This window comes from Gilliamella sp. ESL0250 (genome assembly GCF_013345045.1).
GTDB classification, from domain to species: Bacteria; Pseudomonadota; Gammaproteobacteria; order Enterobacterales; family Orbaceae; genus Gilliamella; species Gilliamella apicola_H.
Map to the genome: position 1 here is coordinate 58,924 of NZ_JAAEDV010000001.1, position 20,344 is coordinate 79,267.

17 protein-coding genes and 4 tRNA genes are annotated in these 20,344 nt (G+C 35.3%); 15 read left to right on the forward strand and 6 right to left on the reverse strand.

Translation table 11 applies throughout. The features are described from left to right. From GYY69_RS00275 to GYY69_RS00285, 3 genes are all read left to right on the forward strand, one after another. Complete coding sequence (locus tag GYY69_RS00275; protein WP_174795880.1) at window positions 1–1,353, forward strand: APC family permease; 1,353 nt, start codon at window positions 1–3, stop codon at window positions 1,351–1,353. Window positions 1,354–1,424: 71 nt separating this feature from the next. After that, complete coding sequence (locus GYY69_RS00280) at window positions 1,425–2,051, forward strand: LysE/ArgO family amino acid transporter (protein WP_174795881.1); 627 nt, start codon at window positions 1,425–1,427, stop codon at window positions 2,049–2,051. Window positions 2,052–2,502: 451 nt separating this feature from the next. Beyond that, the gene (locus GYY69_RS00285) at window positions 2,503–4,458 is read left to right on the forward strand and encodes a glycoside hydrolase family 3 protein (RefSeq protein WP_174795882.1); all 1,956 of its coding nucleotides are present in this window, start codon (window positions 2,503–2,505) and stop codon (window positions 4,456–4,458) included. A gap of 481 nt (window positions 4,459–4,939) precedes the next feature. On the opposite strand, the gene GYY69_RS00290 is transcribed toward GYY69_RS00285, so the two are convergent. The 5 genes from GYY69_RS00290 to GYY69_RS00310 form a co-directional block, all read right to left on the reverse strand. Continuing rightward, window positions 4,940–5,899 (reverse strand): tetratricopeptide repeat protein, encoded by a 960-nt coding sequence (locus GYY69_RS00290; RefSeq protein WP_174795883.1) that lies wholly within the window; start codon window positions 5,897–5,899, stop codon window positions 4,940–4,942. 351 nt (window positions 5,900–6,250) lie between these two features. After that, the gene (locus GYY69_RS00295) at window positions 6,251–6,859 is read right to left on the reverse strand and encodes a tetratricopeptide repeat protein (protein WP_174795884.1); all 609 of its coding nucleotides are present in this window, start codon (window positions 6,857–6,859) and stop codon (window positions 6,251–6,253) included. Between the two features lie 279 nt (window positions 6,860–7,138). Beyond that, a tRNA-Lys gene (locus GYY69_RS00300) sits at window positions 7,139–7,214 on the reverse strand. Window positions 7,215–7,223: 9 nt separating this feature from the next. Beyond that, window positions 7,224–7,299, reverse strand: a tRNA-Val gene (locus GYY69_RS00305). Between the two features lie 34 nt (window positions 7,300–7,333). Continuing rightward, a tRNA-Val gene (locus GYY69_RS00310) sits at window positions 7,334–7,409 on the reverse strand. Between the two features lie 203 nt (window positions 7,410–7,612). Between GYY69_RS00310 and GYY69_RS00315 the strand changes: the two genes are divergently transcribed. From GYY69_RS00315 to tusA, 6 genes are all read left to right on the forward strand, one after another. Beyond that, entirely contained in the window at window positions 7,613–8,560 is a 948-nt protein-coding gene (locus tag GYY69_RS00315; protein WP_174795885.1) for a PilN domain-containing protein, read from the forward strand. Then, window positions 8,550–9,023 carry a hypothetical protein gene (locus GYY69_RS00320; protein ID WP_174795886.1) on the forward strand — a complete coding sequence of 158 codons (474 nt, stop codon included), beginning with the start codon at window positions 8,550–8,552 and terminating at the stop codon, window positions 9,021–9,023. Before GYY69_RS00315 ends, GYY69_RS00320 begins: the two co-directional genes overlap by 11 nt. 62 nt (window positions 9,024–9,085) lie before the next feature. Continuing rightward, window positions 9,086–9,391, forward strand: a complete 306-nt coding sequence (locus GYY69_RS00325) for a hypothetical protein (RefSeq protein WP_174795887.1) — start codon at window positions 9,086–9,088, stop codon at window positions 9,389–9,391. Further along, window positions 9,384–10,721, forward strand: a complete 1,338-nt coding sequence (locus GYY69_RS00330) for a secretin N-terminal domain-containing protein (protein WP_174795888.1) — start codon at window positions 9,384–9,386, stop codon at window positions 10,719–10,721. Before GYY69_RS00325 ends, GYY69_RS00330 begins: the two co-directional genes overlap by 8 nt. Window positions 10,722–10,841: 120 nt before the next feature. Then, window positions 10,842–11,648: a Cof-type HAD-IIB family hydrolase gene (locus GYY69_RS00335; protein ID WP_065638731.1), complete on the forward strand. Its 807-nt coding sequence runs from the start codon at window positions 10,842–10,844 to the stop codon at window positions 11,646–11,648. Between the two features lie 19 nt (window positions 11,649–11,667). Then, window positions 11,668–11,904 (forward strand): sulfurtransferase TusA, encoded by a 237-nt coding sequence (gene tusA, locus GYY69_RS00340; protein WP_174795889.1) that lies wholly within the window; start codon window positions 11,668–11,670, stop codon window positions 11,902–11,904. A 46-nt stretch (window positions 11,905–11,950) separates the two neighbouring features. Here tusA and GYY69_RS12990 read toward each other — a convergent pair whose 3' ends face one another. Continuing rightward, on the reverse strand, window positions 11,951–12,355 hold the full coding sequence (locus GYY69_RS12990; protein WP_174795890.1) for a protein YgfX: 405 nt from the start codon (window positions 12,353–12,355) through the stop codon (window positions 11,951–11,953). A gap of 255 nt (window positions 12,356–12,610) precedes the next feature. Here GYY69_RS12990 and GYY69_RS00350 point away from each other — a divergent pair, with 255 nt between their 5' ends. The 6 genes from GYY69_RS00350 to GYY69_RS00375 all read left to right on the forward strand — a co-directional run bounded on the left by GYY69_RS00350 (window position 12,611) and on the right by GYY69_RS00375 (window position 19,879). Continuing rightward, a complete protein-coding gene (locus GYY69_RS00350; RefSeq protein WP_446718867.1) occupies window positions 12,611–15,142 on the forward strand; it encodes a PBP1A family penicillin-binding protein in 2,532 nt (843 codons plus the stop codon). A 14-nt stretch (window positions 15,143–15,156) separates the two neighbouring features. Continuing rightward, window positions 15,157–15,720: a 16S rRNA (guanine(966)-N(2))-methyltransferase RsmD gene (rsmD, locus tag GYY69_RS00355; RefSeq protein WP_174795891.1), complete on the forward strand. Its 564-nt coding sequence runs from the start codon at window positions 15,157–15,159 to the stop codon at window positions 15,718–15,720. Further along, window positions 15,720–15,977, forward strand: a complete 258-nt coding sequence (locus GYY69_RS00360) for a DUF1145 domain-containing protein (protein ID WP_174795892.1) — start codon at window positions 15,720–15,722, stop codon at window positions 15,975–15,977. The genes rsmD and GYY69_RS00360 overlap by 1 nt, the downstream gene beginning before the upstream one ends. A 71-nt stretch (window positions 15,978–16,048) precedes the next feature. After that, window positions 16,049–16,124, forward strand: a tRNA-Gly gene (locus GYY69_RS00365). A 342-nt stretch (window positions 16,125–16,466) separates the two neighbouring features. Then, window positions 16,467–17,969 (forward strand): hypothetical protein, encoded by a 1,503-nt coding sequence (locus tag GYY69_RS00370; RefSeq protein WP_174795893.1) that lies wholly within the window; start codon window positions 16,467–16,469, stop codon window positions 17,967–17,969. 1,007 nt (window positions 17,970–18,976) lie between these two features. Then, a complete protein-coding gene (locus GYY69_RS00375; RefSeq protein WP_174795894.1) occupies window positions 18,977–19,879 on the forward strand; it encodes a hypothetical protein in 903 nt (300 codons plus the stop codon). Window positions 19,880–20,344: the final 465 nt, after the last annotated feature.

Sequence of the window (20,344 nt, forward strand, 5' to 3'; positions counted from 1 at the left end):
ATGCAACAGTTAAGTAAAAATATGCGGTTCCGGGATTTGGTTATTCTGGGATTGCTTTTTATTGGTCCAGCAGCACCTATAGGATTATTTGGCGTTTTAGATGCGATAAGTGATGGTGCAGTTGCTTTAGTTTATATAGTTGCCACTTTGGTAATGGCATTTACTGCATTTTCTTATGCTAGAATGGCAAATGCTTTACCGCATGCGGGCGCCGTTTACGCTTATTGCTCTATTGGTATCCATCCTAATGCTGGATTTTTAGTAGGCTGGTTGTTACTACTTGATTATATGTTTATTCCTGCTGTTGCTTATTTATTTAGTGGCATATCGTTCAATGCATTGATCCCCGAAGTGCCAATATGGGTATGGACTTGTGTGGCTGTTATGTTAACTACCACGCTGAATTTAATGGGTGCCAAAAAATCGGCCAAAATCACGTTGATCATACTAATATTTGAAATTATTGTCCTGCTTGCTGTGTTAGCTACTGGTATGTGGATAATAATAACCAGTGAGAGTAGCAAAGATTGGTTGCAACCTTTTGTTGGAGGGAATTTATTCAGTTGGGGTAAACTATTTAATGCGGTGTCTATTGCTGTACTATCTTATTTGGGATTTGATGCTATTGCGACTTTTTCTGAAGAAAATAGTGGCCATCATAATTTAGTCAGTAAAGCGATTATGAGCTGTTTAATTTTAGCCGGTTGTTTATTTGTGGTACAAATTTATGTTGGAGCTTTACTTAATCCTTATAGCTCAGACTATTTGCGTAGTCATCCCGAACTACAAGGTAAAGCTTACTATAATATTGTTAATCAAGAAATTAATTTATGGTTAGGATGGGCACTAAGTTTAATGAAAGCTATTGGTGCATCATTTGCTGCAATGGTTGGACAAGCCGCAGCAAGTCGCCTTTTATTTAGCATGGGGCGTGATAAGCGTTTACCTCCAGTTTTTGCTAAAGTGGGTGAAAAAAGCGGTGTGCCAACAATGGCTATTTTATTTGCTGCTTTATTTAATTTATGTTTAGTAGTTATTGCTGCGAATAATGCAAAAGGGTTGCCAACGTTAGTGTCATTTGTTGATATTGGCGCATTAACGGCATTTATTATGTTACATTTATCTGTAATTGGTTATTTTAAGCTCAAAAAAGGCTCCAAAGGCTGGCTTTCATGGATTTTAGATATCTTTATGCCTATTATTGGTACTGTTGTGCTATTACCCGTATTATTTCACATTGATAATGATGCAAAAATGGTCGGCATTATTTGGTTAGCGATAGGTGTGATCATCCTCTATTTAAACAAAGATCGAACGCAATTACGATGGTTAGAAAAAAATAAATTCGATTAATTTATTGAAAGCTTATGATATCATTGATTAATTGCTAATGTTTTACTATTTTATTCTGGTGTTATAACCAAATGCTATCAGAAATATTACGTGGCGCTTTAATTTCAGCCAGTCTAATTATTGCTATTGGTGCTCAAAATTTATTTGTGCTCAAGCAAGGGTTATTAAAGAATCATATCTTTTATGTGTCGGCAATTTGTTTTATCTGTGATTTTGCTTTGATGTCCGTGGGTATTTTTGGGGTAGGTATCTTTATTGGTAGCAATCCTTTAATTACTAATATACTCGCGATATTAGGGGCGGTTTTTTTAGTTTGGTATGGCTTTTGTGCGTTTAAAAGTGCAATTAAAGGCACAAGTAGTATGCAAATCGAATCCCAAGTTCCTAACAATAACAGCTTATTAAAAGTTGTACTAGCAACTTTGGCAATCACACTGCTCAATCCTCATGTCTATTTAGATACTGTTGTTATTGTAGGAGGGATTGCTGGCACGTTAACCTGTGAACAAAAACTCGCTTTTTTGATTGGCGCGGTTTGTGTTTCATTCATCTGGTTTTTTAGTATTGGTTATGGGGCAAGATTACTCACACCACTATTTAGACAAAAAAGAATGTGGGTAATATTGGATTGCATTGTTGGCACTGTAATGTTCTATATCGCTTACCGATTGGTTATTTATGTGGTATATAAAAATTAAACAGATAGTTGTAAGCTAGCCATGTATATTACTGACAAAAAGATATTTTATGTTTCGGCTGATTTTTAATCCGCGCTAAAGAGTATTGCGATAAAAAATCATTAATTCATCATCAGTTATTAAATAACATATGAATTAAGAATGTGACTTTTATCACAATTACATCAACAAATTAAAAGATAGGATATCTTCTTTATCTTATTAATGTTAGTTTACATGGAATAATTTTGGATTGTTACTGTATTATCAATTGACGATACAGGCAAAACCTAAACATTTTGGTTAACAAAGTGTTTAGGTTTTTTTGTTTTGTATAAAGGCAAAAAAGGCGAGGCGTTAATTCGCTATAGCAACAAATCATAAGATGATTTGTTGCTATGTATTCAAATCAACTATTTTAAGAATTTAATATTAATAATAAATGTGTCATAGGTCACTTAAGGATAAAAAGATGAAAAGTAAGATTTTAAAACCAGCACTATTAATTAGTGCTGTTCTAACAACAAGCCCGTTATTTGCTATTGACCAAATCAAACTTGAAAGTCATCAATTAAAAAAAATTATTGTTGATAACCTTGAATTTAAGGATATGGATAAAGATGGAAAACTAACTCCTTATGAGGATTGGCGTTTATCACCACAACAACGTGCGCAGGATCTGCTTTCAAGAATGTCATTAGAAGAAAAAGCTGGGATAATGATGCATGGTAATGCGCCGAGTTTAAATAATGATATTGGACGTGGTGATAAGTACGATTTTGAAAAACTGACCGCTTTAATTTTGAATGATAAGGTTAATAGCTTTATTACCCGATTAGAGGTTAATCCTAAGGATTTTGCAGAGCAAAATAATCAATTACAACAAATAGCTGAATCCTCTCGTTTATCGATCCCATTAACGATCAGCGTTGATCCTAGAAATACGTTTTATTATGGCAATGAATTAGGCATAAATAGTGGTTTTAGCCAGTGGCCTGGCACGTTAGGAATGGCGGCTATTGGTCACGAAAAAGATATTAATGAATATGGTAATATAATTCGACAAGAGTATAGATCATTAGGGATAACACAAGCATTATCACCAATGGCAGATTTGGGTACTGAACCTCGTTGGGCTCGCTTTGAAGGTACATTTGGTGAAAATCCTGAACTAAGTAAAAAGATGGTTAGAGGTTATATCTCAGGAATGCAAGGTAAAGATGGTTTAAATTCACAAAGTGTCGCCGCCGTTGTTAAACATTGGGTGGGATATGGCGCTGCCGAAAATGGTTTTGATAGTCATAGTGCTTATGGTAAATATGCACTTTTTACACAAAAAGATAGTTTGAAAGAGCATATTATTCCATTTACTGGCGCTTTTGAAGCAGATGTTGCTGGTGTCATGCCGACTTATTCAATATTGAAAAATGCTCAAATAAATAATCATAAACTTGATGCTGTTGGTGGTGGATTTAATTCGTTTTTATTAAAAGATTTATTACGTGACACCTATAAATTTAAAGGTGTTATCATGAGTGATTGGAATATTACGAGTGATTGTAATGAAGTTTGTGTCAATGGCACACCTTTAGGTGTTAAACCCAAAGTAGAAGGAATGCCATGGGGGGTTGAAGATCTGACCAAAGAGCAACGTTTTATTAAAGCTATTCAAGCAGGAGTTCAACAATTTGGTGGTGTTAGTGATAGCTCAATTATTGTAACCGCTGTTAAAAACAAAAAAATTGCGGAAAAAGACATCGATAACGCAGTATTGGCTATTTTGGTGCAAAAGTTTTCTTTAGGGCAATTTGAAACACCGTATGTTGATCTAAGCAAAACAAGTTTTGTTGGCAATAAAGATTTTCAAAAAGTGGCAAATCAAGCTCAATATAATTCGCTGGTATTACTTGAAAATACACAAAAAACGTTACCATTAAATCCTACTAATAAAATCTATCTACATGGTTTTTTGCCAGGTACTAAAAGTCTTTTAAAGAATAAAGTTAATATTGTTGATGATTTAGATCAAGCTGATGTCGTTGTCGTTCGAATAAATGCGCCTTATGAACAAAATCATAAAGGTTACTTTTTTGGTTTAGAACATCATGAAGGATCATTAGCATTTCCATCTAATGATAAAAATATTGAATTTATCGCACAAGCAAGTAAAAAGCATCCTGTTGTTGTTACCGTTTATTTAGATAGACCGGCTGTTCTTACAGTTTTAAAACAATATGCTAGTGCAATTATTGCTAATTTTGGGGTCAATGATGAAGTACTATTTGATCGATTACTTGATAACAAGCCTTATTTAGCTAAAATGCCATTTTCATTACCCGATTCAATGGATAGCGTGCAACAGCAAGCGTCAGATTTACCAAACGACATGAAAGCACTCTATCCGCTTGGTTATGGTTTAACGCATTAATTATATATTTTAGCTCAAACTTAACTTGACAATCACTCATTATTCATCGGGTTTCATGTTAGCAAAACGTGTGTCCGATGAGTAAAATAAAGTCTCTAGTTGCTTTTCCATGACCGGTGATTTTGCGCCGAACACAGTTTACCAAGTGTTTTTATTGTGTATATCTGGCCAATTAATCTATTTTTTAGGCGTATACTTTCGTTAAAGTTGCCTTGGATAGGAATATTATGCGCATAAGGAACTTGAGTATTGACTTTCTATTTCATCATGAGTCTTGTGCAACGTGTTATTTTTTAAAACTACTTGTTTGAAATGGGTTCTACTCATCTTGCTTGATTGTTTTTTATGATTTATTTCCTGAAGCGTAAGTTCACCATTTCACCATTTTACTCATAGTGTTTTTACAGAGGTCATGGCTATCACAGCTTATAGCCCATCATCGATCACCTATCTTGAACACTTCCTAGCTTTAATTGTTTTACTAAAGAATGTTTTTGACATGTTTGCAAGCCTCTTGGTAGTTATTTTGGCAAGCTTGTTGAAAATAATGTTTTGCGGTATAAATGTCTTTTGCGACCCCTAATCCTTGTTGATAGATAATACCTAGATTGTATTGGGAATTGGCATGGTTTTGCTCAGCGGCAAGCTGAAACCATACCCTAGCTTTGGTATAATCTTTTTCAAACCACGAACCATTATAATATAACCAACCTAAGCTATATTGTGCTTCAGGATTTCCGCTTTGTGCAGATTGAGTATCTAATTCTACACCTTTGGCAAAATCTTTTTTTAATCCGCCCAATCCATTGTAATACATATTTGCTAAATTATGCAGTGCATATATGTTTCCTTGCTTGGCTGCTTGTTCATATAGTTGTCTAGCTTTGGTATAGTTCTTTTTAACAACAATTCCACTATAATAAAATACACCCAGATTGTTTTGAGCTTCTTTGTTACCTAGTTGCACCGCTTTTTCGTAAAAATCTTTCGCCTTAACATAGTTTTGACTAATAGTATTATTATCTGAATTTTGTTCAATTCCTTTGCGATAATGTTTTTTTTCTGCAAATTCGTAAAGTGCCCCTAGACTGAATAGACCTAAAGCATAACCACTTGAAGCCGCTTTTTCATAGAGTTGCTTTGCTTTAAGCAGATCTTTCTTCACACCGATACCATAATTATACATGTAGCCTAAATTCACTTGTGCATCGGCATAATTTTGATTAGCCGACTTTTTGTACCATTCAATAGCTTTAGCATAATCTTGTTTAACGTTTTGACCATACTGGTACATATAACCTAAGTGGTTTTGCGCTTCGGCACTATTTTGTTCAGTCGCTTTTTTATATTCAGCATCAAAGTTATATTTTGTATTTTGTGTTGCAAAAATAGGCGTATTTATCGATATAAATAAGCATATTAACAATAGTAATTTCTTCATGTCATTGCCTTTGTTGGAGATGAACACATTATATTTTAATTAAAGAATGTTTTTGACATGTTTGCAAGCCTCTTTGCAGTTATTTTGGCAAGTTTACTGAAAGCAAAGCTTAGTTGTGTGGACATCTTTTTTTATCTTTGTTTTTGATTGAAAAGATTATTTGGTATTCAACCAATTATCTTACCCAATATGGATGGAAAGCGTTAAATAGCAGGCTTTTGTTTTGCCATAGAATAAGAAATCATTACATCTATGGGGTTATGCTTTAACTTTTTGATGGATTGAATTATCCAATTATCGTTATTTTAATGATGATAATGAATAAAATAGCATTCCGTCATTTATTTAATATTAATCACAACCGCAATCATTATTACTAGCTTGCTTTTTCTTGGCTTGCTGTTTGGCTACGATAGCATTAACCTTTTTTGTTACAACAGTTAAATGATCTTTTGCATCAGAATAGTTTTGTTCAGCAGCCTTAGCAAACCATTGTTTGGCTTTAAAATAGTTCTGTTTTACGCCAGTTCCATTGTAATAGAGCGTTGCTAATGTATATTGCGCAACGGCATCTCCTTTTTTAGCCGCTTTTGTATCCCACTCAATGCCTTTTAAATAGTTTTGCTTTGTTCCTTGCCCGTTATAGTACAATAAAGCTAAACTGTGTTGAGCAGCCATATGGCCTTGATTGGCTGCTTTTTCAAACCACTCTTTTGCCTTAATATAATCAGGTTGTGCTTTTGATTGTTGTTCAAAGCCATCTTCAATGCCTTTAAATTGACGTTTTTTAGTATATGAACCATCAGTATACATAAGACCCAAATGATATTGTGCTTCAGCATCATTTTGTTCGGTTGCTTTTTGATATTCCTGATTAAAATCAAACAATGTTTGTTGATCAGCATTAGCAGCAATACTAAAACATAAAACTAGTGATAGTTTTGTAAGAAACTTTAGCATACGACTTCCTTAAAAAATAAATAACTTAATCATTTTATCGCATTTATTTGTTTAGTATAGCGTAATTAATTGCGTTGTTTTGTGATTCAATATTTATGTTCTGAAATAGACTGTTGTGAACTTGATTATCCGGCACATCGCATAGCTCATCCTTTCAGGGCCAACACTACGCGTTGTTCAAATTAGTTCCAGACAAATTTATCGAATGCTGGCATTCTCGTTGCTTTTCTTTGTTTAGATTAGGTAATGTTTATTGATTGAGTGTAGATACTATTAAAATGGTGGGTCGTGAGCGATTCGAACGCTCGACCAACGGATTAAAAGTCCGCTGCTCTACCGACTGAGCTAACGACCCATCTAGAGATGGTGGGTGATACCGGGTTCGAACCAGTGACCCCCTCCTTGTAAGGGAGGTGCTCTCCCAACTGAGCTAATCACCCCACTGTTTCATTGCTGAAACGTCACGGTAAAGATTGGTGGGTGATACCGGGTTCGAACCAGTGACCCCCTCCTTGTAAGGGAGGTGCTCTCCCAACTGAGCTAATCACCCTTACCGTGTGGATGTGCATTATAAGGCACGTCTTATTTCAGTCAACCTTTTTTTTTAAATTTCTCTAAAAATCACCTCGTTCGATTTAATTTTAAACATTTTTTGGGTGTTAGTTCTCAAAAATAACTTTTGTCTATTTTTATTTAGAATAGGGTGATTATGATGAAGTGATGTTGTTATCAGAAACAAGAAGATATTCCATCATGATCTTTAATAAAGAACGCGTCATTATGTATGTGGAACCGACAATTTTACGTTATAAGATAGTAAGTACAGCTAAGCAAAACCACACATTAACAGCTAGCAAAGCTTTAATAACATTCAATTACCAAAATGTCAGTGATGTTGATGTTTTTATTGATGAGTTAAGAAAAAAAATTTCTGGGCGTGCTGAGTTTGAGCTTAATTTGGATAGCAATTTGATTCAAGTGCAACAACTAACCTTGCCCGATGTAAAGCTAAATGTCAGTGAATTGATTTTGTATATTGAAGCAAACATTTATAAATTATTTCAATTGCCAGCTAAAAGTGTGTTTTTTGATTTTGTTTTAAATGAGCAAACAAAACAAGTTACGGTAATAATAGTTGAACGCCATTATATTGAAAATTGGGTTAATCTTTTTAAAAATTATGCACTACTGTTAACATTTGCAGGTTGTCGATTTGAAAATACTAAAGTTAACTTTTTACCTTGGCGGCAAGAAAAACACACTAAGCATCAACGACAAATGATCGGTACGATTGTCGGTTTTATTGGCATAATCAGTTGTGTACTTTGTTATTTGTGGATACAAGCACGAAATGAACGACAAAATTATGATAAAAAATTGTTACACCAGCAAGAGATAGCACAAGCGCTAACCGAAGAATTATCTAATTATTTGCCAAATCCATCGTTAAGCCAAAAACAAATTCAGCAATCTTTAATACTGCTTTCAAAGCAGTTGCCTTCCGTAATTTGGCTTGAATCTTTTTATTATGAATCACAAAAAGTAAGGATCGAGGGGCAAAGTTTTAGTTATGTTGAGCTGACTAATTTTAATCAAAGTTTGTCAATGCTAAAAAATATAAGTCATAGCCAAGTAAAAACTATCACAACCAATAAAAATAATCTATTTTTTGAAATGGAAATAAAACTTAATGAACAGTGATTTTTTTTATCGTCCAATTTGGCAACAATATGGGGTTTGTATTTTATGTTGTTTGGCGTTTTTTGCTATCGTTTATCTCCTTTTTATTAAAGATATCCAGCAACAAGCTATGCTAAAGGCTAAATTATATGAACAAAAAATTACTGAAACTAAGTTGTTACAGGCAAAAGTAAATCGTTATCAGGCAAGTAAAAATACTTTATACAGCGTGATATCAGAAAAAGAGCTGGCACAGGTTTTCGAGAAAAATCATCTCGCATTACGTTCCTTTAAACATTATCAAACGGATAATATGGTTAATTGGGATATCGAGTTAGAGGGGCAATTTGGCGATTTTATTAATTTAATTTCATCATTGACAAATGATTTTTATTTTCTTGATTTTCAAAATCTAAAAATCAGCAAACAAGAACAGCAGTTACAGATTATGTTTACTTTATTGTTTAAAAAGGGCATAGAGTGATGCGCTGTATATATAAGTACCTCGGGTTATTGTGTGTTATCTGTTTTGAGCTAAAGGCTAGTATGCTTTTAGATCGAGATCCTTTTCAACAAAATTATTCAGTTTCTTGTAGTGAGCAGACAGCGTTACTGCTTGAACAAATTCAAGTTTGGCATTTTAAGGGGCTTATGAAACAAATTGATCAACAGTATCAGCAAATTTGGTTAGCATCAGATAATCAGTGGCTAGCAATAACCGATAATACAGTGCCAAATGTTTTGTTTCCTTGGTCTGTGCAATCTTTACTAAATGATAAAATTATGTGGCAAGCCGATTTACCTGATTATTGCCATAATACTGTGTCATGGACAATGTCGTTAAATGAATAATAAAAATTCCACAAATCAAGCGTATCAATGGCTCAATCAAAATATTGGCAGATTAATTAGTGCCAAAATAAGTTTGTTTGTCCCGATAGTTTTTGTATTCATAACAATTGGTATAAATGCTGCTTATGCAAATATAAATCAATCTTCAAATGTCGAACAGCAAAAAAATATCTCAATAACATTTTATCAAACGGATATTGCAATTATCTTACAAGCATTAGCCGATAGTCAGCAGATGAATTTAGTTATGTCAGACGATTTGTCAATAAAACAAACTATCAAGCTTAACAATGTTGATTGGCACAAAGCGCTAAAGATCATATTAGACTCAGCAAATTTACAAGCGGAAATTGACGATAATATTTTGTTCGTTTCTAAAGCGATAGATCCTGAAGTTTTATTATATAAACAACAATTAGAACAAAAAGAAAAAGAGCTAAAGCAACCGCTTAATTCGGTATCTATAGCTGTTAATCATGCCGATCCCACGACCTTAATCGAAACAATTCAACAACAAGGATTATTATCAGAACGAGGTAAAGTTGCGCTTGATAAACGGACAAATTCACTGATCATTACCGATTTACCTAAACAATTTACTCATATCGAAAGATTAGTTAAAACACTTGATAAACCTATGCCTCAAGTGCATATTTCAGCGCACATTGTTACCATGAGTGATGAAAGTATGTCTGAGTTGGGGATTAAATGGGGATATTCAGGAAAATCATCGCAATTATTAGATAAGTTTGATATAGGGCTTGGTACTAGTCATCCGACTACAACCGTTGGTTTTAATTTGGCTAAACTATCAGGTAGTTTACTCAATTTAGAGTTATCTGCGCTTGAATCTGAAAATCAGCTCGAAATTATTGCTAGCCCGAATTTACTCACAGCTAATCAAAATATGGCTTCGATAAAACAAGGTACTGAAATCCCTTACGAGGTTGCGAGTGGTGGTAATGGCGCCACATCTATTGAGTTTAAACCCGCCGTGTTGGGATTAGAAGTTACACCTAAAATATTATCTGATAATCAGATGATTTTAGATTTACACATTACGCAAAATACGGCTGGCCGTTCAATAAAACGTAGCGATGGTGGTGAAGCGCTAGCAATTGATACGCAAGAAATCAAAACACAAGTTCAAATAAAAAATGGCGAAACAGTAGTATTAGGAGGCATATTTCAACAAGTTACCACCAACGGTCAACGAAAAGTTCCTAGTGTAGGCAACGTGCCAATTATTGGAAATTTATTTAAACACAACAGCAAAAAACAACAAAAACGTGAGTTAGTTATTTTTATTACGCCACAATTGGTTGAGTAAATGTCAACAGAGTTGTATCATATCTTAGCTTGTTTTAGCCTTTGCTTTGATAAGTAATGCTTGTTTTAAAGTATATTATTTTAGTCGTCATTATTACCATTTATTATAAAAGTAGAGAATATTATGCATGTTGTTGCTTCTGATTTAGACGGTACTTTATTAACTCCTGAACATAGCTTATCGCCTTACACGAAACAAGTTCTTCAAGCGCTTCGTAACAAGGGCATCCATTTTGTTTTTGCAACTGGTAGACACCACATTGATGTCGCTCAAATGCGAGAAAATATGGAAATTGATGCTTTTATGATAACGTCAAATGGCGCAAGAGTACATGATAGCCAAGGCCATTTAGTTTTTAGCCAAAGTATTGAACCATCACTTGCGAGCGAAATAGCTAAAATGAGTATGGAAGATCCTTTAGTTTATACTCATTTATATCGTGGTGATGAGTGGTTAATTAATAAAGAAGATACATATTCATTAGAATTTTATCGAGACACGCAGTTTACTTATCAATTATTTAATCCACTTGATTTTGATACTAACGATATTGCTAAAATTTATTTTACTACCACGGATAATGCACTTTATCCACATTTGGTTCAGCTAAAAAATCGACTTGATGCAAAATTTGGCAATAAAATTAGCGTTGCTTTTTCTACTTTAAATTGCCTAGAAGTGATGGCCGAAAATGTGTCTAAAGGAAGTGCATTAAAAAAAGTGGTTGAAAAACTAGGTTACAGTTTAAAAGAGAGTATTGCTTTTGGTGATGGCATGAATGACTACGAAATGCTAAAAGTGGCTGGTAAAGGCTGTATAATGCAAAACGGTAGCTCAGAGTTAAAGGAATTGTTACCCGAATTAGAGGTAATTGGCTCAAATGCACAAGACGCCGTGCCTCATTACTTAAGTAAACTATTTTTATAATTATCAAATATATCTAAAAATGAATATAATTATCGACAAAGAACTCAATACGCTTGGATTGCGTTGCCCTGAACCGATTATGCTAATAAGAAAAGCCATTCGAGAACTTGCCATAGGGCAAGTTCTTTATGTCATTGCTGATGATTTTGCTACAACTCGCGATGTCCCTAGCTTTTGCCGCCATATGGATCACGAATTACTGTCATCGCAAATAGAATCCCAACCCTATCAGTATTGGATTAAAAAATCGCATTAGTTTAACCACTTTTTTGGCAAAATTTTCAAGAAAGTAGGTGTTTGCGTTAAGTGAATTCAATTTGTTTTAAGTAAAAACGTAATGTTCGCCAGTCATTAGGTTGCAGATTATCAACCATTAACAAAAGCGTACAGCGTTTACCGTCATGTCGAGATTTTAAATTCAAGATAATAACATAACGAAATATCAGCGGTTTATACATTAAGTACCAGCGTTGTTTGTACCAATATATTTGATTGATATAGTGAAATAGCGCAAATTCGTTTTTAATGGTTTTGAAATAACAGATACTACGCCACCATTCTATTATTAATAATATTATAATAATAAAGGTATAAGAATTTAAGGATGTGTTAGCAAACATGACTAGACAAAGCATCATGAGCACGGAATAAAAAAGGGTTGAAATTAGTAATTGCAGCTTTGATATGCTGAGTTTTATGCTCCACATAATGCTTACTCTAATTAGTGAAAATATAATTATTTCATGATTTTGTTAAAAATTGCTTAAAATAAAGTTAAATATGGGAGATAATACGCACAATTTGGGTGTGATTTAATGGATAAGAGATCAATCATTAGCATTTTCCTTTAATGTTTATGTGAAGTCCTTACCAAAAGATAGGTTAACTAAATTTGGCGCAGAGAGAACTCTGAAGCCATTATTTTTGCCTTAAAATTTAGATAGGAAAAATTTGTGATATTAATTAGAGTGTTAAAAATTCTTCTAAAATTACTCATTGGTTTATTTCTTTGTGGCTTAATTATTGGCATTGCTGGTTATGCTCATTATTCTAAAGATCTACCAGATGTTACTACATTAAAAGATGTTCGATTACAGACGCCAATGCAAGTATTAAGTAAAGATGGTGAGTTAATTGCTATTTTTGGTGAACGGCGTCGAACCCCATTGAAATATGACGAAATTCCACCAATGGTTGTTAATGCCGTCATTGCAACAGAAGATGCTCGTTTTCATGAACATTTTGGCATTGACCCTATTGGTATTGTTCGGGCAATGTATATCGGTTTAAAACATAAAGGATTTTCTCAAGGTGGTAGTACCATCACTCAACAAGTCGCTAAGAACTTTTTCTTAACACCTGAAAAAAGCATATCGCGTAAAGCCAAAGAAATTATTTTGGCTATTCGTATGGAAAAAGAACTATCGAAAGAAGAAATCATGGCATTGTATCTTAACATGATTAACTTCGGTTCTAGAGCATACGGCGTTGCCGCTGCATCTTATACTTTTTTTGGTAAAACTCCCGATCAGTTAACCATTGATGAAGCCGCTTTATTAGCCGGTTTACCAAATGCACCATCAGCTTACAATCCAATTTCTCATCCAGATCGTGCATTAACTAGACGTAATTGGGTATTAGGACGTATGTTAGATCAATCCTATATCACTCAAGCTGAATATAATGAAGCGATTAAAAAGCCGCTTAGCGCCAGCTATCATTCACCACAAATCGAGTTTTCAGCGCCTTATGTAGCGGAAATGGCACGTCAATTTATGTACGATAAATTTGGCGAAAATGCCTATACAGATGGCTATAAAGTTTATACAACTATTTCGAAAACAGATCAAATAGCTGCAACAGAAACGGTGCAAAAACATATTATTGATTATGATATCAGACATGGTTATCGTGGCGCTGAAAAAGTATTATGGCAACCGAATGAAACCCCATGGGATCTTGAGCAAATCAAGCAAACCATTGATAAATATATGTGTTATAACGGCATGTGTCCAGCTGTTGTTATGACCTCAGCAGATAAAGAAGCAACAGCGGTATTATCTGATAAAAGCAGTATTACTATTACATACCCAAACATGAAATGGGCTCGTCCATTTATTAGTGATACAAGACAAGGTGCGTTTCCTAAAAAAGTATCTGATACTCTTAAATCAGGACAACTTATTTGGGTTAAAAAAACGGGCGATAATTGGGAATTAGCACAAATTCCAGCTGTCAATGCCGCACTGGTATCACTTGATTCAGACAATGGGGCAATCAAAGCAATTGTAGGCGGTTATGATTTTAATTTGAGTAAATTTAACCGAGCAACGCAAGCACTGCGGCAATTAGGTTCAAATATTAAACCATTTATTTATACTTCAACCTTAGAACACGGTTTAACGATGGCAACACTGCTCAATGATGCACCCATTGTCCGTTCTACAGGGAGTGCAACATGGCGCCCTAAAAACTCACCACCAACCTATGCAGGACCACTACGCTTAAGAATCGGGTTAGGAATGTCTAAAAATGTAATGATGGTAAGGGCTTTGCGTGCCGTTGGTATAGATTATGCGGCAGATTATTTAGAACGTTTTGGATTCCCAAAAGAGAATATTTCACATAACGAATCGTTAGCGTTAGGTTCGGCTTCGTTTACTCCCCTGCAAGTGGCAAGAGCGTATTCTGTTATCACTAACGGAGGTTATTTAATTACACCATACTTAATTGAAAAGATAGAATACAATAGTGGTACTGGTACCATTTATCAACATCAACCGATGATTGCTTGTCACAATTGTGTTGACGATGATGTCATTGTTGGCTCAACACCGGTATCACTTGATAATGTTGAAAATGAATCAAATGAATCAGATAATGAAGAACCTGAACAAGCCAACCTTAAATCTGATGATGATATCGTGTTACCTGATATAAATATTGATAATAAAACAATTGATGTCACCCCAAAATATGCACCGCATACAGTAAATAGTGGCATTGCATTTATTATGAAAGATGGTCTTCGTTCAATTGTATTTGGTGGTTCAGATTGGCAGGGTACGGCATGGCGCGTAAAAGCGTTGGGTAGAAAAGATGTCGGTGGAAAAACAGGGACTACTAACTCATCTAAAGACGTTTGGTTTTCTGGATTTGGTGGCAATATTGTCACAACTGTGTGGATGGGATTTGACGATCACCGTCGTGATTTAGGTCGAACTTTCCGAGCCGAAGCAGGGGCGGTAACTGCAAATCCAGTGTGGGTTGATTATATGAAAGTTGCCCTAAAAGATGTACCGGTAATAGAAGATGTCAAACCTGAAAATGTGATTTCTGTGACTATTGATCAAAAAACGGGGTTATTACCTCAATCTGGCTCTAGAACTATGTCAGAGTACTTTATAAAAGGTACCGAGCCAACGACTTATGCAACTCAAGAAGTGGGCACAAAGGTAACAGATTCAGAAGGTAATACTTCTGAGCTATTCTGATATAAGGATTTGAGATGAATGGTTCAATAAGAATTATTGGTGGAAAATGGCGTGGGCGTAAATTGTCGGTACTTGACAAACAAGGGTTGCGCCCAACCACAGATCGTATCAAAGAAACTCTGTATAACTGGTTAATGCCAGTTATACACGATAGCAATTGTTTAGACTGTTTTTCAGGAAGTGGTTCGTTAGGTTTTGAAGCAGCATCAAGAGGAGCCCAAAGTGTTACCTTACTTGAAAAAGATAAACAAGTTGTGCAACTACTCAACAAAAACAAACAGCTTATTGCTAGCGATACAATCGACATTTATCATACCGATACTCTACAATGGCTAAACAAGCCTGCTATAAAACAATTTGATATTGTATTTATCGACCCGCCATTCCATCATGCATTGGTGGCAAAAACGGTTAGCGAGCTTGAGAATAATAACTGGCTAAAACCGTCAGCTTATATTTATATTGAAACAGAAATAGATCATAATCTAACAACTTATATTCCAACTCACTGGCATTTACATCGCGAAAAAACGGCCGGACAAGTTCACAGTTATCTATTTATACGAGAAGGCAATTAATGTTCATATTTATAGGAAAAGTCTTGTATTCATTGGTATGGTTATTTTTAGTATTTAACCTTATCTATCCTTATCCACACCCTGCCAATGTAGTGGCTAATATCGGTTTAATTGCGTTTACGGTTATCCATGGTTTACAAGCGTGGATGTTACACTCAACCATGACAAATCAAGAAAAACAACAAGACAAATTTAAAGTCTTACGTTTGTTTTTATTTGGTGTTTTTGAATCACTTAGTTGGAAAGATAAAAAATAACAATAAAAATGGTTGCTAGATACAAAAATTTTTGTATAATGCTCACCACTTCTTTCGAAGTGCCTCAATAAGCGGGAATAGCTCAGTTGGTAGAGCACGACCTTGCCAAGGTCGGGGTCGCGAGTTCGAACCTCGTTTCCCGCTCCAATATAGCCTATGTAAATTACTAGAACTTTCAAAAAAGTGAAATAGAATCGCAGTATTGTTTTCTTAACTAGCTAAAAATAGACGAATCCAAAATAATTTTTATCCTAAAACGCATAGTTACTTGAAATTTTTTTAACAATAATTTCCGGATGTTTGCTAAAAAATAGCATTCTTCAAAGTTGTTCATAAGCAATCTTAGTAAATTTTTTTAATCAAAATGATGGTCAATTTTTTTTTAAACGCTATACTCACAAAAAGGAAAAATTGATTTAGCTTATTTTAAAAGCGAGTAATTGTAAAAAAGATAAATAAAACAGAGAAATAATTGATAGGTGAAATGTTATGGAGAGACAGGTTAAACACCAACTGCCCTATGTCCAAAATTTACCAAATAAACAAGTTAGACGGAGGGGCGTACTCACCTCATGTTTATCATCGAAATTATTATTAAAATTCATAGCGCAGTTGGCACCGTTATTGTTATTGCCATATTCATTGGACTTACAGGCATTGTCCGCCAAAACCACCGATATAATTCAAGGTACAGCGCCGTATTTTACGTTTGATAGTGGTAAAACCAAAGTGACAACAACAGAAGATTTACTTAGTATCTGGTTATCGGATGGTACTCAAATCACACCATCAAACAATCCCTCAACCCCCACGAACCCAATCAACTTACCCAATGCAGGAGATACTCTTGCTGATATTGATATGATGATACCAGTATCAACAAATTTCATATTGTTAAGTGACTTAGTAACACATTATCACTATTGGGGTGATGATGATGGTGATGGATTGGGCACAAAAGGGGTCATCGCAACAGGTAGTTTATCAATTAGGATTACTGATAAAAATAACCGAGAAATTAACCGCAGTGATGCTTTAGATATTTGCAAAGCGCCTTATAAAATGGAGTTAAACAACATACCGGGCCGTTTAAGCACGCAATACGGTGTACCAAGTCACAGTATTTTTGACTATGGCACGGTAACGTATTACATCAATCCAAATTTACCGCCTACAGTCTGCTATGCTAGGCCGAATCTACGATATGGCACAGGCGGCTTTAAAGGGGCTGACTCCATATGGGATTCAGATAAAGGTTTTATCCCGCAATCAACCAATCCCACATTATACGGCAGTAACTTCCCGACCACGGGAGCTGATGGCTTATATTTTGATTTAGACATAAGGGGCGTTGATACAAATCAATTGACTTGGGAACCCGTCACGCATGAGGGAATAACCGCCACAGTAACAAGGACAACAGCTAACGATAATTGGATTCCTAACTATCCAGAAGTAGTAACACGAGTCACTTTAACTGGTCCAGAAGCAAGAGCACAAAAGGATAATGTCAATCCTAGTCGAATTAGCAAGCCCAATTTACCACAGACATTTGAATTAGTAGGTAGAGATAGTGATGGTAATGCAGTCGTAAAATATGGATTTGTATTACGGAAGTGGTTCATCAACCGAGGGGATAAAAGCGATACCGCATCTAATCAAGTAGCATGGTGTCGTAGTTTAGGTTATCGTCTCGCACAGGTCAAGGACCTGACTAACGCAGTTTGTTCTGATGTGAACGTTGGTAACTATTGTCAAGATGCTGTCGGGGCTACACCATCAGCTAGTGATAATTTTTATCAGCGTCAAATGGGTGCTGGATTTTTAACGGAGTGGGGTGAAATATTAGATTACGCGGATATAGATTTCACCCTCTGGTACTGGACAAGTGATACAACGGGAAACCTTCAGTTCTATGTGGGGGTAATGGGCGGTGGTGTGGGCAGCTATAATCCAAGTTACCATTACTCAGGGTTTTGCACCACGCCTTAGTTTTTATTTTTAGTTTTTAATCCTTGGCGAAAGGGCACAATTAAAGGATGTAGTCCTAGCGGGAGATGTCGATTTTCCGCGTAAAAAGTAAGCTATATTAACCTTTGGGTGTTATGGAGATTGATATTTTTTCTATAAAAACAGATTGGGTATAACATTGATTTTATTTTTTTGTTTTTTAGTAAAATAAGGTAGTTATAGGGTAGCTTTGCGATGATATTTTTCCATACCTTACCAAGTGCTGACAACTTAGGCAAGTGAGCAAGTCAAACATGAATATTTGGTGTGGTTATGTTTGTCCGGAACAAACCAAAGTAGGAGTATAAAGACCTAACCGCATCAAAAAGCCTTTAATCAAAACATACAACTCCAAAATTACCCCACAAACAATTGATTTTATTAAAAAACATTAAGTAAAAAGTTTAATAAAATCAATTTTCTATCTCGGCAATTTTGCAGATAAAAATACACCTATATTTCACAACATTCAAAAGTCAATACAGTCATTAATCTGGCGTCAGAATGTGACAGCAACGGAGATAGGTTAGCACGTCAAACTGGGATGTTTGGCTCAACGTTATCACCGATATTAATAATTCCACCAAAGGTTAAAAGGCACGAAACTTAATACCATATTTTAATTAAAAAATTACCATCGCTTTAAAGTTGAATCGTTTCCATCTTCACATTTCTTTACAAAAAAATGCGCTTAAAAACTAGCCAGATGTTTTTTAAGCGGTTATACTTTTATCACTATAGTACAACAAGCTTATTAAACAAGCGAATAATCATAAAAAACATAAATAAAACAAAATATTACTTGACGGGTAAACCATAATGCATTATCATTTTAGACACCAGACACCAGACACCAGCACTGGCAAACCTATGTCTTAAATTTATCAAATAATCCTATTCGACGAGTTTTTACACAAAACTTATTTATATCTTCGAAATTATCGCTCAAATCACCTAAAACAGCTTTGCTAGTATTAGCATTGTTATTATTGTCATCTTCATCGAATTTACAGGCATTGAATGGTAAAATAGCTCGAGCGGATAATCGTAGTGATGCGATAATTTTACCTTCAACGGTAGTTGCAGTTATTGATTATGTAAGGCCGAATGTATATTTGGGTTACCGCAAATATGAAGGACCAGTTGACATATGGAATCCTAGTAAAGGCTTCTTAGTTCAATCAATCAATCCTGAATCATACAACCTCAATTTCCCAACTACAGGTGCGCATAATTTATATTTTGATTTACTCATAACTGGAGATGTAGAACAATTGATATGGGAGCCTGTCACGCATGAGGGAATCACCGCGACAGTGACAAATGTTGTAGCTAATGATATTTGGATTCGTTCTTATGAAGATAGGAGACAAGTTGTAGCACGTGTTAGGCTAACAGGTCCAGAGGCAAGCAATCAATGGGATAATCCGAATCCTAGACGAATTACTGTACCAAGGTTACCGCAGAAGTTTGAGTTAGTGGGTAGAGATATATATGGCGGTGAGGTAGTAAAATATGGATTTGTATTAAGGCAGTGGTTCGTCAATCGTCGTGATGGTCAATTGAAAAATTATAGTGACCAGTTAGCATGGTGTAATAGTTTGGGTTATCGAATGTCACGGGTAAGAGATTTAACCAATTCAAACTGTAGTAATTTAGGTGCAACACCTTGCTCATTCTTTGATAATCATTACAAGCGTCACATAGGCGCTGGCTTTTTCACGGAGTGGGGCACCATGTACCCCTACACTGATGCGGGCTTCGTCAACGCCTACTACTGGACGAGTGACGCAGCAGGTGGCCGCCAGCAGTTCCTTGTCTACTCGTACGACGGCAACGTCCTCAGCTTCTATGTCGACGACGGCGGCTATGGCCTTTGCACCGCACCTTAGCTTTTAGCGTTTATTTCTTAATCCTTAGGTCGCGGGGGCACTTCTGGTACAAATAGAGGCAATCTAACAAAGAACCCAGCTTCCGCTCAGTTGGACGCTGAGCAGGTATGACTGCGTTAATGACTGAAAGTCAAAAAACGCTCCCGACCGACTACGCATAGGCATGGTTGGCATTAAAAGGGTAAGTTTTAAAGGTATTTTGTTCGGTAATGTTTCGGATGTTGACTCTAGAGTTATTTATTTTCCCAAAGGTTAAAACGTCCGAAACTTAACCGTATCCCCATAGTCTTTACTTAAATACAAAATCCCCAAAAAAACGGACTGTAAGCATTTAATTTCATTAAAAAATAATTAATAAAAATTTAATAAAATCAATTAAATATCTAAAATGTTTTATAGAAAAACATTCCAATTTTTCACAATACCTAAAGGTGGATATAGTCATTAATCTGGCATTAGAATGAG